The sequence below is a fragment of the Providencia rettgeri genome (assembly GCF_041075285.1).
Taxonomy (GTDB): domain Bacteria; phylum Pseudomonadota; class Gammaproteobacteria; order Enterobacterales; family Enterobacteriaceae; genus Providencia; species Providencia rettgeri_G.
In genome coordinates, this window is sequence record NZ_CP163512.1 from 860,956 (window position 1) to 873,832 (window position 12,877).

The 12,877-nt window shown below is 41.5% G+C and carries 11 protein-coding genes and 2 pseudogenes; 8 read left to right on the top strand and 5 right to left on the bottom strand.

Annotated elements, in window-relative coordinates; translation table 11 throughout:
• Positions 1-220 precede the first annotated feature (220 nt).
• From gltS to AB6N04_RS03930, 3 genes are all read right to left on the bottom strand, one after another.
• A complete protein-coding gene (gene gltS / locus AB6N04_RS03920; protein WP_369310623.1) occupies positions 221-1,426 on the bottom strand; it encodes a sodium/glutamate symporter in 1,206 nt (401 codons plus the stop codon).
• A gap of 291 nt (positions 1,427-1,717) precedes the next feature.
• Positions 1,718-2,635, bottom strand: a complete 918-nt coding sequence (hutG, locus tag AB6N04_RS03925) for a formimidoylglutamase (RefSeq protein WP_369310624.1) — start codon at positions 2,633-2,635, stop codon at positions 1,718-1,720.
• 2 nt (positions 2,636-2,637) lie between these two features.
• Positions 2,638-3,369 (bottom strand): IclR family transcriptional regulator, encoded by a 732-nt coding sequence (locus tag AB6N04_RS03930; protein WP_369310625.1) that lies wholly within the window; start codon positions 3,367-3,369, stop codon positions 2,638-2,640.
• Between the two features lie 156 nt (positions 3,370-3,525).
• Here AB6N04_RS03930 and AB6N04_RS03935 point away from each other — a divergent pair, with 156 nt between their 5' ends.
• Positions 3,526-4,260 carry a tRNA1(Val) (adenine(37)-N6)-methyltransferase gene (locus AB6N04_RS03935; protein WP_369310626.1) on the top strand — a complete coding sequence of 245 codons (735 nt, stop codon included), beginning with the start codon at positions 3,526-3,528 and terminating at the stop codon, positions 4,258-4,260.
• 36 nt (positions 4,261-4,296) lie between these two features.
• Here the strand turns inward: AB6N04_RS03935 and nadB are convergent, their stop codons facing one another.
• Complete coding sequence (gene nadB / locus AB6N04_RS03940; RefSeq protein WP_369310627.1) at positions 4,297-5,892, bottom strand: L-aspartate oxidase; 1,596 nt, start codon at positions 5,890-5,892, stop codon at positions 4,297-4,299.
• Between the two features lie 393 nt (positions 5,893-6,285).
• Between nadB and rpoE the strand changes: the two genes are divergently transcribed.
• From rpoE to rseC, 4 genes are read left to right on the top strand one after another with little or no spacing between them, the layout of a single operon-like run.
• Positions 6,286-6,864 (top strand): RNA polymerase sigma factor RpoE, encoded by a 579-nt coding sequence (gene rpoE, locus AB6N04_RS03945; protein ID WP_369310628.1) that lies wholly within the window; start codon positions 6,286-6,288, stop codon positions 6,862-6,864.
• A gap of 59 nt (positions 6,865-6,923) precedes the next feature.
• Complete coding sequence (rseA, locus tag AB6N04_RS03950; RefSeq protein WP_369310629.1) at positions 6,924-7,547, top strand: anti-sigma-E factor RseA; 624 nt, start codon at positions 6,924-6,926, stop codon at positions 7,545-7,547.
• Positions 7,547-8,497 carry a sigma-E factor regulatory protein RseB gene (gene rseB / locus AB6N04_RS03955; RefSeq protein WP_369310630.1) on the top strand — a complete coding sequence of 317 codons (951 nt, stop codon included), beginning with the start codon at positions 7,547-7,549 and terminating at the stop codon, positions 8,495-8,497. The genes rseA and rseB overlap by 1 nt, the downstream gene beginning before the upstream one ends.
• Before the next feature lie 3 nt (positions 8,498-8,500).
• A complete protein-coding gene (rseC, locus tag AB6N04_RS03960; RefSeq protein ID WP_369310631.1) occupies positions 8,501-8,965 on the top strand; it encodes a SoxR-reducing system protein RseC in 465 nt (154 codons plus the stop codon).
• Between the two features lie 83 nt (positions 8,966-9,048).
• Here rseC and AB6N04_RS03965 read toward each other — a convergent pair.
• Positions 9,049-9,186: pseudogene (locus AB6N04_RS03965) on the bottom strand (IS200/IS605 family transposase); the annotation flags it as partial.
• On the opposite strand from AB6N04_RS03965, the pseudogene AB6N04_RS03970 reads away from it, so the two are divergent.
• The 3 genes and pseudogenes from AB6N04_RS03970 to lepB form a co-directional block, all read left to right on the top strand.
• Positions 9,178-9,363: pseudogene (locus tag AB6N04_RS03970) on the top strand (zinc ribbon domain-containing protein); the annotation flags it as partial. The pseudogenes AB6N04_RS03965 and AB6N04_RS03970 sit on opposite strands and share 9 nt — an antisense overlap.
• Before the next feature lie 451 nt (positions 9,364-9,814).
• Entirely contained in the window at positions 9,815-11,611 is a 1,797-nt protein-coding gene (gene lepA / locus AB6N04_RS03975; RefSeq protein ID WP_369311958.1) for a translation elongation factor 4, read from the top strand.
• A 17-nt stretch (positions 11,612-11,628) separates the two neighbouring features.
• On the top strand, positions 11,629-12,594 hold the full coding sequence (lepB, locus tag AB6N04_RS03980; RefSeq protein ID WP_369310632.1) for a signal peptidase I: 966 nt from the start codon (positions 11,629-11,631) through the stop codon (positions 12,592-12,594).
• Positions 12,595-12,877 lie beyond the last annotated feature (283 nt).

The window sequence follows — 12,877 nt, forward strand, 5'->3', positions numbered from 1 at the left end:
ATATACCTCTATTTGGGGCGCTGATTATAAACAGGTTAGCAAAATTGTTCACCTGAAAAAATCTGCTTTTCATAAGTGTAACTGTTTTCAAGACAGACAGGGAGCGATAACTCGAGGAAAAGTAGAGAAATGACAAAAGAATCAAGGAGAGCGAACACTCTCCTTGGGGAAGTTGTCCAAGTGGGGTAAAAGCGTGGTTTTTCCCACTTTGTGTTATTTATTAGCTAAGCATATTAATCAACCAAGTATGATATGGAATTCCGACCAGATCGATGAGGACTGCACCGCTTAATGGTACAATCATAAATGCTTTCATAGAGACTTGTTTGTAGCGCTCGCAAACTGAGGACATATTTGCCATCGCATTTGGCGTTGCCCCGAGTCCATGTCCCATCAAGCCTGCACACATCACGGCAGCATCATAGTTTGTCCCTAATAATCTAAAGATAACAAATATGACTAGTAGAATTAAAATGATAACTTGAGCCAATAAAATGGTGAAGAGTGGTAAGGCAACGGCTTTCAACTCCCAAATCTTCAGTGACATCATCGCCATTGTTAAGAAGAGGCCAAGGGACACCTCCGAAATAAGGTCGATAGATTTTTGGTTGATGCGGAATAATTCTATCTGATCGTTAATATTACGGATGATAATAGCAATGATCATCGCGCCAACATAACTGGGTAATGAAAACCCCGTAGCTTTGGTGAATTGTGCAGAGGCAAATTGACCAATGACCATGATCCCTAAGATCAAGGCAAGCATTTTCAAGAAAGCATGTGCGTCGATAGACTCAATTTTACTTGCAATAGTCTCGGGAACTTGAATTTTTTCGACTTTATCATCTGCTTGAATGCGGACATTGAATTTTTTAATCAAATATGTGGCAATTGGACCACCTAATAAGCTCCCGGTAATTAACCCAAAGGTTGCTGCTGCAATCGCTGCAACGGTGGCAGATTGTACGCCCAGCTCTTCAGCCATACCGCCAAAAGCCGCTGCCCCACCATGACCGCCAGTGAGAGACACTCCCCCTGCCATAATGCCAATAACAGGCTCTATACCTAATAAATGGGCTAATCCAGCCCCAAAGGTATCTTGGAAAATCACAACAAACCAACAAATAAACAGGTACATAAATAATAAGCGCCCACCGGTTTTGAGAACACGGAAGCTGCCATCAATACCAATGGTGGTGAAGAATGCGACCATCAAGAAGGTTTGTAAGCTGGTATCGAAGTTTATTTCGGCAAGGCTAAACGATTTTAGTCCCCAAATGATTAAGCTGACTAAAAAGCCACCAATGACGGGAGAGGGAATGCAAAACCGTTGTAACCACTCAATACGTTTTTTTAAGTGGATCCCCATAAGGAGGCAGATGACAGTGAGAAATAAGGTGGATAGTGCATCTAGGTGTAGGATCATAAGTTTCCCTTTTTGTAACTGTTATCTTTCAAGCTACAGCGTTTTTGGCCGCACTTAGCTACTGCAGTCACATACTTTTGTATGCTCCTGCAGTTATCTTCGTTAGCCGCCTAGCTGTAACTCGAAATCTAATAGTTAAAATATTTATGATGAAAACAATATAATTTAGAGAGTTACAGCTAATTTGATATTTCTTTTCGAACCTATTTTTATTGTGGTGTTCGAATAGACGCTATCTCAAAAGATTGAAGCGAACAGTTTATTTATCAGTCGAATAGTTGTGTTGTGTTATTAGAATAAATATTGGTAAATCAAATAAGCCGCTAGTTTGGCGGTATGGTTGTCAATATCAAATTCAGGGTTGCACTCCGCGATATCAAAGAGTGCGATTTTGTCGCTGCGTTTAATGACGGTAAAAAGTTCATCAAAAACGTCGGTAGAGATGCCTTTAGGCGCTGGGGCACTGACACCAGGGGCAATAGCGGCTGAGAATACATCTAAGTCCACGGTGACATAAATATAATCCACGCTATCAATAAATGTTTGGAGCTGTTTAATCGCATGCGGAAGTTGTGAAACGCTCAGTTGTTTATCTCTTAGGTACTGGCAGCCTAATCTATCCGCTGTGTCAAATAACACCTTGGTATTACCGTGATCCGCAATGCCTAAACACAGGTAGTGAAAAGGGCGCTGATATTGTTCACATAACCGTGCTGATTGCAAAAAAGGCGTACCAGACGTGGCTTCAGGGGCTTCACGCAAATCAAAATGGGCATCAAAGTTGATAATACCAATAGCTTTGCCGGGTTGATTTTGTTCCACATAATCAAATAACCCTTGGAAGCTGGCGAAGGCCACTTCATGACCTCCACCTAAGACAATTGGGCGCTCATTTGCCAGTAAACTTTCAATGATTTTATTGGATAATCGGCGTTGTGCAGCTTCAAGGTCACCATCATCACAACTCACTGTTCCTATGTCTTTAATCGCGAGTGGCTGGTGGATAGGGAGCCCCGCGAGTTGGCGGCGAATGGCATCAGGGCCGGCTTTAGCACCTTGACGACCTTTGTTGCGCTTTACGCCTTCATCGGAGGCAAAGCCAATCAATGTAAATTGCGTTGGGGATATTTTGTTGATCACCTGATGAATACGCAAATGTTCTTGTGTTTCACCATCAGTGCGCCCTTGCCATTGAAAAGGTTGTGTCATAGTTACTCCAAGTTAATGAGTTTAGTGATGTTGTCCGCTGTTTGGCAGGTATGCATAACCAGTTCGTCAATGCGATGGGTTGAGCGAAATTCAGGTGCCATAACTGACACGACAGCAATGACATCATTTCCTTTGAAAATAGGGGCTGAAACCCCAAAGACACCTTCATCAATTTCACTGGTTGAGGTGCCATAGCCTTGTTTGCGGATCTGCTGTAAATCTTGCTTTAACTTCAGTCTATCTACGTCAGATTCAAGCTGTTTTGCATGTATTTCAAATACTTGTTCTTGATATTGCGTTTGGTGAAAGGCCAATAACGTTTTGGCACTTGCGCCTTTGATCAGCGTATTACCACGACCAATGATAAATGAGCAGCGTAAGGCTTGTTCACTTTCAATCATATCTACACAAATGGTTTCACGTAGGTTTGAGGTAATGATCGCGGCCGTTTCTTGTGTTTTTTTCGCTAATGATTGAAGCTCTGATCTGGTGGCTTCCATCAATAAACTGTGGTGATAGTATTTTTCGTGATTTTTGATACTCTGCGAGCCGACACAATAAGTACCATACTGCTTTGCATGAGAAACAAATTCCCAATCTATGAGAATTGCTAACAAGCGATAAACCGTCGATAATGGAATACCCAGGGCGGTTGATATGGTCTGTGGCGTCACTGGAAATGCGCAACTTGTAATATAGGATAAGATATCTAAGGTTCTATTAATGCTGTTCATCGCATCTCCTTTTTTTTCGAACTTAGCAGTAATATTTTTATGGCTCAAATATAATTCTCATAATATAAGAATTATATTTTGGTAAATAGGTTGAGTGATGACTTTTATTTACTCAATATGAGAAAATAGCAGGGTTTAGGTAGACAGAGTGTGTGAATGAGCGAGCAGAAAAAGCACTACCGAAAGGGTGGATTTACATTTAAACAGTTTTTCGTGGCTCATGACCAATGTGCAATGAAAGTGGGTACGGATGGTGTGTTGTTAGGAGCTTGGGCTCCTGTTGATGATGTTCAATTTGCGTTGGATATTGGCAGTGGAAGTGGTTTGGTGGCGTTAATGTTGGCGCAGCGCCAGCAAATTGCACATATTGATGCTGTCGAATTGGATGTGCAGGCTGCGCACCAAGCTGGCGTGAATTTTGTAGACTCACCTTGGGCGACGCGATTAAATATTATTAATCAGGATATTATTCACTACAGTCAGCAGACTCCTGCTCACTATGATTTGATTGTCAGTAACCCACCTTATTTTGAACCCGCCCTTGCTTGTCGAGATGAAAAACGTGACCAAGCCCGTTACACAGGCACATTAACCCATGACGTATTATTACAGTGCGCACAGCGTTGCTTAAAGGAAAATGGGTTGTTTTGCTTGGTATTACCGTATGAAGTTGGTGAAAAAGTACAAGTAATGGCGGAAAATAGTGGTTGGTTTACGGCCCTTAGAGTTAATGTGAGTGACAAAGCCACAACACCATTTCATCGAATGTTATTAGGCTTGCGACTAGTGAACTCACACACAAAGGTGAGCAATTTAGCACTCAAAGAAGCCAATAATGAATATACGGCGGATTTTCGGGCGCTGATCCAACCGTTTTACCTTAAATATTAAAACCAACAGAATAAAGATTCCGTTGGTTTTGCAGTGTTATTCAGGTTTTAAGATGGTTGGTCCTGAATTTTCTAACGCATTTGGGTAATCTAAGGTGTAGTGTAGCCCACGGCTTTCTTTACGTTCTAAAGCACATCGCACCATTAGCTCTGCGACTTGTACGAGGTTTCGTAGTTCCAATAAGTTGTTAGAAATACGGAAATTAGCGTAATAGTCGTGAATTTCTTGCTGTAATAAATGAATACGACGTAGCGCGCGTTCAAGACGTTTAGTCGTTCTGACGATCCCCATGTAGTCCCACATAAATAGACGCAATTCATGCCAGTTATGCTGGATTACAACTTGTTCATCTGAGTTATGAACTCGGCTTTCATCCCACTCTGGTAAATGGGGTACTTCTTCAATCTGATGTAATGTCGATTTTATACTTTCAGCAGCTGACCAACCATACACTAGGCATTCCAACAAAGAATTGGATGCCATGCGATTTGCGCCATGTAGGCCTGTATAACTGACTTCACCAATGGCATATAAGTTAGCTATATCGGTCATGCCCGTTTGGTCAACAATCACTCCCCCACACGTATAGTGCGCAGCGGGCACGATAGGAATAGGCTCTTTAGTGATATCTAAACCTAGCGTCATTAATTTGGCATAAATCGTTGGGAAATGATTTTGCACAAAATCTGTTGGTTTATGGCTGATATCAAGGTACATGCAGTCTGCACCAAGGCGCTTCATTTCGTGGTCTATTGCACGGGCGACAATATCACGAGGCGCCAACTCTTCTCGTTCGTCATAATCAGGCATAAAGCGACTGCCATCAGGGCGTTTTAAATAAGCACCTTCACCTCGTAAAGCTTCGGTTAATAAAAAATTTCGTGCTTGAGGGTGAAATAGGCAGGTAGGATGAAATTGGTTAAACTCTAAATTAGCAACACGGCAACCTGCCCGCCATGCCATCGCAATACCATCTCCCGATGAGATATCGGGATTTGTGGTGTATTGATAGACTTTTGCCGCTCCTCCTGTTGCTAAGATAACGGTTTTGGCGCGAATGGTTTCGACTTGCTCTTTTCGTCGATTCCAAACATAGGCTCCCAATATACGAGAAGGGGCGCTGTCTTTGGACAAAATGAGATCTACGGCGTTGTAGCGTTCTTTTATATGGATATTGGGATGCGCAAAAGCCAGATCCACAAGAGTGGTTTCAACTTCTTTGCCTGTTGCATCGGCATGGTGGAGTATGCGGCGATGGCTATGACCACCTTCTCGGGTTAAGTGATACTGGGTCTCGCCACTTTCCGTAGTTTCAGTATCAAATAAAACCCCTTGATCAATAAGCCATTGTACGCAATCTTTTGCGTTTGAAGCGATAAATTCAACGGCGTGTTTATCGCAGATGCCTGCACCAGCAATAAGCGTGTCTTCAACGTGGGATTCGATGCTGTCGGTATCATCAAATACAGCGGCAATACCACCTTGAGCATAATAAGACGCGCCTTCACTCAAGTTGCTTTTGCTCAGAATCGTAACTTGGTGAAAAGGTGCAAGGCGTAAGGCGGCGGAGAGTCCTGCGACACCACTGCCAATGATTAAAATATCAGTGTAATGCTGTGTGGATCCGTTCATGTGTGTTTGCTGTATATAATAGTATGTAGTGTGTTTTTTTATGTTAGCCTATCGGATTGTCGATTACTATTGTCGGCGAGCGGTTTAAAGTGAGTTATTTGATATACGTCTATTTACGTATTCATTTTGAATAATTGCAATTGCTATAGCATTCATTTGCAAAATCCGTATGCTGTATTCTTTACCTTAAAGCATTTATATACAGTTGTTTTAATGAGGATCTTTGGGATCTTCGAAAATAAAAAATCAGCACTTTTGTAAATTTTTGACTATTTTTTTAGATTAAATTGAACTTCAATGGTTTCTATAACTCAAAGTAGTGCTTGCTTTAGGATGGGAGAACATGATCAAGTTAACATATTATCAGCCTGAATTCGGGAGATGCTTCCTGAAATGAGCGAGCAATTAACAGACCAAGTATTGGTTGAAAAGGTACAAAAAGGTGATCAACAAGCTTTTAACTTACTGGTGATTAAGTACCAGCATAAGGTTGCAAGTTTAGTCTCCCGTTATGTGCCGCAAGCGGATGTGCCTGATGTGGCACAAGAATCATTTATAAAAGCATATCGCGCGATTGGTTCGTTCCGAGGTGATAGTGCATTTTATACTTGGCTCTATCGTATAGCAGTGAATACGGCTAAGAATTATTTAGTGGCTCAAGATAGGCGTCCACCTGCGACAGATCTGGAAGCGAGTGATGCTGAAAACTTTGAGACAGCTGGTGCGTTAAAAGAAATTTCGAACCCAGAGAACTTAATGTTGTCTGATGAATTAAAGAATGTCGTTTTCAAAACTATCGAATCTTTGCCGGAAGATTTACGAATGGCAATTACACTTCGCGAACTCGATGGTTTGAGCTATGAAGAAATCGCTGAAATTATGGACTGTCCTGTAGGCACTGTACGTTCACGTATTTTTAGGGCTAGGGAAGCGATTGATAATAAAGTACAACCTCTGATCCAACAGCACTAATGTTATTAAATCAGTAGGTTAACTATAATTGTGATGCAATTAACTGAAGGTAATTGGGCATGCAAAGAGAGAAACTTTCCGCAATGATGGATGGCGAGGCCCTAGATTTAGAGCTTTTAAATGCCATTTCATATGATTCAACGTTAAAGCAACGTTGGGAGAGCTATCATCTTATTCGTGATACTCTGCGTAATGATACTGGCGAGGTCATACATTTTGATATTGCTAGTAAAGTTGCGGCAGCATTAGAGAATGAAGCTGTGCGTATTAATCCTCAGGTAGTTGTCGAATCGCAGCCTGAACCTGCGACTTGGGGGGCTTTCCCGTTCTGGGGCAAAATCCGTCCTTGGGCGAGCCAAATAACTCAAATCGGTGTGGCAGCATGTGTTTCACTAGCGGTTATTGTGGGTGTGCAACAGTACAACCAAAGTAATGCTGTTGATTCCACCGTAGATGAGCCAATGTTTAATACCATTCCTGTTGGAAGCGGTGCACCTGTAAGCCTGAACATTTCAGATAATCAATTATTTGGTAATGAACAACAACTTCAACAGGTTGAACAGCAAAATCAACGTATTAATGCGATGTTGCAACAATACGAAATTGAGAGACGCTCAATGCTGAACCAGCAATATCAACAGTCTGAACAACCTGCGTCTGCTGCAGGAGTTAAACTGAAATAATGAAAAAATGGTTATCCGTCATCTGCCTGACGGGCAGCCTGATTATTTCTAATCAAGCTTCGGCATCTGAACAAGGTGCCGATGTTCTTTTTAAAGAAATGGGGAATGCTGCCCAAAACCTCTCTTATGAAATGTCGTTTATGACATTCAGTCCGCAATCTATTACACCTGTAAGATATCGCCATGCAATAATTAACGGTGTACCTGTTTCACAAATGATCCAAATGGACTCATCACGGCGAGAAATTGTTCAAAAAGGTAATAATATCAGTTATTTTGAACCTGGCTTTGATGCATTTAGTTTGAATGGTCAAAATATCGTTGATAATTTACCGTCCGTTTTATTTGCTAACTATGAACAGATAAAGCCTTACTACAATTTTATTGATGCGGGGCGTACACATATCGGTGATCGACCCGCTTTAGTGATCCGCATAATATCGAAAGACAATTCCCGATTTAATTATGTAGTATTAATTGATGAGGAGACGAAACTACCATTACGTATTGATTTGTTGGATAACAACAGTCAAACATTGGAGCAGTTTCGTGTGATCTCTACAGTACTAGACAGTAAAACAGTGAATGATTCATTACTCGCACTGAGTCAGGTAAATATGCCACCGTTGCTGGTATACCCGAAAAATACGGCACCATCCTTTAAATGGCAAGTTGGAATACTTCCACCCGGTTTTGAAGAAACATCGCGTTCTTTGCGTAAATTAAGTGAGGATGATGTTGTAGAAACTGCCATGTTCAGCGATGGGTTATTTACTTTTTCAGTTAATGTGACGAAATCAGCTAAAGGCCCTTTATTGGAACAACCAATGCAAAATGGGCGTCGTACAATTTATACAATGACGCAAAAACAAAATGTCATTACTGTGATTGGTGAATTACCTTTGCCCACAGCACAAGTTATTGCGGGTAGTGTTCAGTTCCGGGAGTAGGTTATGGTAAAAGAGTGGGCAACTGTTGTTCGTTGGCAGAATGGAAGAGCATTACTGCGGTATGGTTCTTCATCAGGATGCGGAAGTTGCGGTGCTCGTAAAACCTGTGGGTCTTATGCGCTCAGTAAAATAGGACCAAACACAGAACATGAATTGGAAATTGCGATTGAACAGCCTTTAGTTGAAGGGCAGAAAATCGAAGTCGGTATTCCTGAAGGTAGTTTAATTCGTTCAGCCATGCTGGTGTATTTAACACCGATTTTAGGATTATTTATTTTTGCTGGCCTTGCACAATCGTTTGATATTGAACAATTTGGGGTGGCGATTTCTGGGGTAGTAGGTGGTGTAATCGGCTTTTTTACAGCCCGTAAACTCGCTACGTATTGGCGGGATGATGCCGCTTTCCAACCTGTTGTTTTGCAAATAGGTTTACCGCCTTCTGAGCTTTCGGTAAAGGTTACCTGCTGAATATCAATAGATTATTTTCAATTTAACCGATGCGCCGTAAAACCCCATCCTTCAGGGCTGGGATATAAGGCGCAGTTTTTCGACTAACATGGTGTTTTTTGCTGCTTAATATATTGCCGGATGATAGATATTGGCGCACCTCTACACCTCCTTGCAAAATAACTCGGTGTTCAAAGAACGCCTTTGTAGTAGTAACGAGCGGCAATGTCGGGGCGATACCGCCAACATACACCAGCCAGCGGTGTGTTTGCTGCGGTCATACCGCGAAAGAAAACCGCCAGTCACAAAGTAAATTTGAGAGCCTTGAGTGCGGATATAGTGAAAACACGGATATCAATGGTGCTCGTAACATTTTAGCGGCAGGACATGCCGTGCTTGCCTGTGGAGGGATGGAGTAGTCAAACCGCCCGTCGAAGCAGCAACCCACCGAGGCGATTTAGGCTACGGTCTGAACGCTGTAGGGATCTTCGCCCTTTAGGGCGGGGAGGATGTCAATATTTGGTACCATGACAAAAGGAAAACATAAAGTTTTCCTTTTGTGGTTTTTATTGACGCTAATAATTAATTGATTTTTCAGTTATCTTTTGAGATGAAAATCGAGATAGACGCGTTATCGCCCGTTATAAACGTGGTTTTTGAGGGGCAAGTTACGACTAAATTAGTGCGCTAACTCATTAACCTTTGGCAAGTTTACAGTTGTTTTACATTGAATCTTTGTGTTAGCGGGTTCTTATATGTAAAATGCTGCTAATTAACAATCTTGTGATAATCATAGCATTTTAGTTTTGTCGCGATATTTGCACAAAGCTGATTTTGTAAGGCAATTTAAAAGAAGACATTACCTTGAAAATCAAAAATATAAGAAACTTTTCTATCATTGCTCATATCGACCATGGCAAATCCACATTATCTGACCGTATTATTCAGATTTGTGGTGGTTTAACGGATCGCGAAATGGCGGCGCAAGTTCTAGACTCAATGGATTTGGAACGTGAGCGTGGGATCACTATCAAAGCACAGAGCGTTACGCTCGATTATAAAGCTGCTGATGGTGAAACTTACCAATTGAACTTTATTGATACGCCGGGGCACGTTGACTTCTCTTATGAGGTTTCTCGTTCCTTAGCTGCCTGTGAAGGTGCTCTTTTAGTCGTAGATGCAGGGCAAGGCGTGGAAGCGCAAACATTGGCTAACTGCTATACCGCGATTGAAATGGATTTAGAAGTCGTTCCTGTTTTAAATAAGATTGACTTGCCTGCGGCTGATCCTGAACGTGTTGCCGAGGAAATTGAAGACATTGTTGGCCTTGATGCACACGATGCGGTTCGTTGTTCTGCCAAAACAGGTATTGGTGTACAAGATGTGATTGAACGTCTTGTGAAAGAGATCCCACCTCCTGTTGGTGATGAAGATGCGCCACTGCAAGCACTGATTATTGACTCATGGTTTGATAACTATTTAGGCGTGGTTTCATTGATCCGCATTAAAAACGGTTCACTGAAAAAAGGCGATAAAGTGAAGGTCATGAGTACAGGACAGGTCTATAACGCAGATCGTCTTGGTATTTTTACGCCAAAACAAATTGATCGTGATGTACTTAATTGCGGTGAAGTGGGCTGGCTAGTCTGTGCAATCAAAGACATTACAGGGGCACCTGTTGGGGACACATTAACGGGGGCTCGTAATCCTGCTGAAAAAGCATTACCAGGCTTTAAAAAAGTGAAACCGCAAGTTTATGCAGGCTTATTCCCCGTTAGCTCTGATGATTATGAAGGTTTCCGGGATGCGCTAGGAAAACTTAGCTTAAACGATGCCTCTTTATTTTATGAGCCAGAAACATCATCGGCTTTAGGTTTTGGTTTCCGTTGTGGTTTCCTTGGCTTATTGCATATGGAAATCATCCAAGAACGTTTAGAGCGTGAATACGATCTTGATCTGATCACGACTGCACCAACGGTAGTGTATGAAGTACAACAAACCAATGGTCAGGTTGTTTATGTGGATAGCCCATCAAAGCTACCGCCACTAAACAATATTGAAGAGCTGCGTGAGCCAATTGCAGAGTGCCATATGTTAATGCCTAAGGAATACTTAGGTAACGTGATTACACTTTGTGTTGAGAAACGTGGCGTTCAAACCAATATGGTCTATCATGGTAATCAAGTCTCGTTAACATATGAAATCCCAATGGCTGAAGTGGTGTTGGATTTCTTTGACCGTTTAAAATCAACGTCTCGTGGTTATGCCTCGTTAGATTATTCTTTTAAACGTTTTCAAGCATCTGATATGGTGCGTGTTGATGTTCTTATTAACAATGAACGTGTTGATGCTTTAGCATTAATTACACACCGTGCAAACTCACAATATCGTGGTCGTGAGTTAGTTGAGAAAATGAAAGAACTGATCCCGCGCCAGCAGTTTGATATTGCAATCCAAGCGGCGATTGGTAACCATATTATTGCTCGTTCTACAGTTAAACAGTTGCGTAAAAATGTTCTTGCCAAGTGTTATGGTGGTGACGTTAGCCGTAAGAAGAAACTGTTGCAGAAGCAAAAGGATGGTAAGAAACGTATGAAGCAAGTGGGTAACGTTGAGCTACCACAAGAAGCGTTCCTTGCTATATTGCACGTTGGTAAAGACAACTAAGTTTACAAGGAGTCTCAATGGCTAACACCTTTGCCTTGATCCTAACATTGGCAACTTTAATCACAGGGATCATATGGTGTTTAGATAAGTTTAAATTTGCGCCAGCGCGTAAAGCGAAACTTAAACAGTTACAGGATGCAGCAAATGGGGCTGTGAGCGATGCGGATATCGCAAATGCCGTTCGCCGTCCTTCATGGCTAGAAACGGGGACATCAATTTTCCCAGTGTTAGCTATTGTGCTGATTGTACGCTCATTTATTTATGAGCCGTTTCAAATACCATCAGGGTCGATGATGCCAACGTTATTAGTTGGTGACTTTATGTTGGTTGAGAAATTTGCATATGGTTTAAAAGATCCGATCACGCAGACGACACTTATTGAAACGGGTAAACCAAAACGGGGTGATATTGCAGTATTTAAATATCCGCGGGATCCAAATGTTGATTTTGTTAAACGTGTAATTGGTTTGCCAGGTGATAAGATTGTTTATAATCCAGATGCAAAAGAACTGACTATTTACCCAAATTGTGCTGACAACAAGTGCACCGATAATTTGCCGATCACTTATGGGCCATTGAACCCGAGTGAATGGACCATGTTCCTTGATATTGGTTCTGTTGTTGATAGCCAAAAAGGCAACTATGAAATCCCACTAAATCAGGAATTGCCAAGAAATGCCTTGCGTCAATATGAGCGCAGTGAAAAATTAGATACGGTTGAACATCAAATCCTAATTATTCGTCAGGCAATCACTGAAGCAAAATATTTACAGCCAGGTATGCCATTAAATGAATGGATTGTTCCTGAAAAACAATATTTTATGATGGGTGATAATAGGGATAATAGCTCTGATAGCCGTATGTGGGGATTTGTTCCTGAACAAAATTTAGTTGGTCGTGCGGTGTTTATCTGGCTAAGCCTCGATAAACAAGAAAATGAATGGCCAACGGGCATTCGCTTTAGTCGAATTGGTCCACTATAATTTCATTGATTGGATACGCCAAACAGTTAACATGCGGGTTTTCATTAGAAAACCTGCATTAACCGAAGCATTATTATTTTACCCAGTGTACAATATAGTTTAATTAATATTATTGGCTCCCCAATCTATAACCCCTTTCTCTTATAACCCATTGTAACTAATTAAATTTATCTTATTAGTTCCACAGGGCTAAAAAAAATGCGGGAGAGCAAGGAGTCAGTGCAAACGCAACAGTTTTGTAAAATGCATTATTTTACAGGTCTGTTGCGTGTGCTTTTTTATC

Bases quoted from the DNA above. Each gene is read 5' to 3' on its own strand.
- hutG (WP_369310624.1), bottom strand. From the start codon at position 2,635: ATGACACAACCTTTTCAATGGCAAGGGCGCACTGATGGTGAAACACAA.
- rseB (WP_369310630.1), top strand. From the start codon at position 7,547: ATGAAAAAATGGTTATCCGTCATCTGCCTGACGGGCAGCCTGATTATT.
- AB6N04_RS03935 (WP_369310626.1), top strand. From the start codon at position 3,526: ATGAGCGAGCAGAAAAAGCACTACCGAAAGGGTGGATTTACATTTAAA.
- AB6N04_RS03930 (WP_369310625.1), bottom strand. From the start codon at position 3,369: ATGAACAGCATTAATAGAACCTTAGATATCTTATCCTATATTACAAGT.
- rseA (WP_369310629.1), top strand. From the start codon at position 6,924: ATGCAAAGAGAGAAACTTTCCGCAATGATGGATGGCGAGGCCCTAGAT.
- lepB (WP_369310632.1), top strand. From the start codon at position 11,629: ATGGCTAACACCTTTGCCTTGATCCTAACATTGGCAACTTTAATCACA.
- gltS (WP_369310623.1), bottom strand. From the start codon at position 1,426: ATGATCCTACACCTAGATGCACTATCCACCTTATTTCTCACTGTCATC.
- rseC (WP_369310631.1), top strand. From the start codon at position 8,501: ATGGTAAAAGAGTGGGCAACTGTTGTTCGTTGGCAGAATGGAAGAGCA.
- nadB (WP_369310627.1), bottom strand. From the start codon at position 5,892: ATGAACGGATCCACACAGCATTACACTGATATTTTAATCATTGGCAGT.
- rpoE (WP_369310628.1), top strand. From the start codon at position 6,286: ATGAGCGAGCAATTAACAGACCAAGTATTGGTTGAAAAGGTACAAAAA.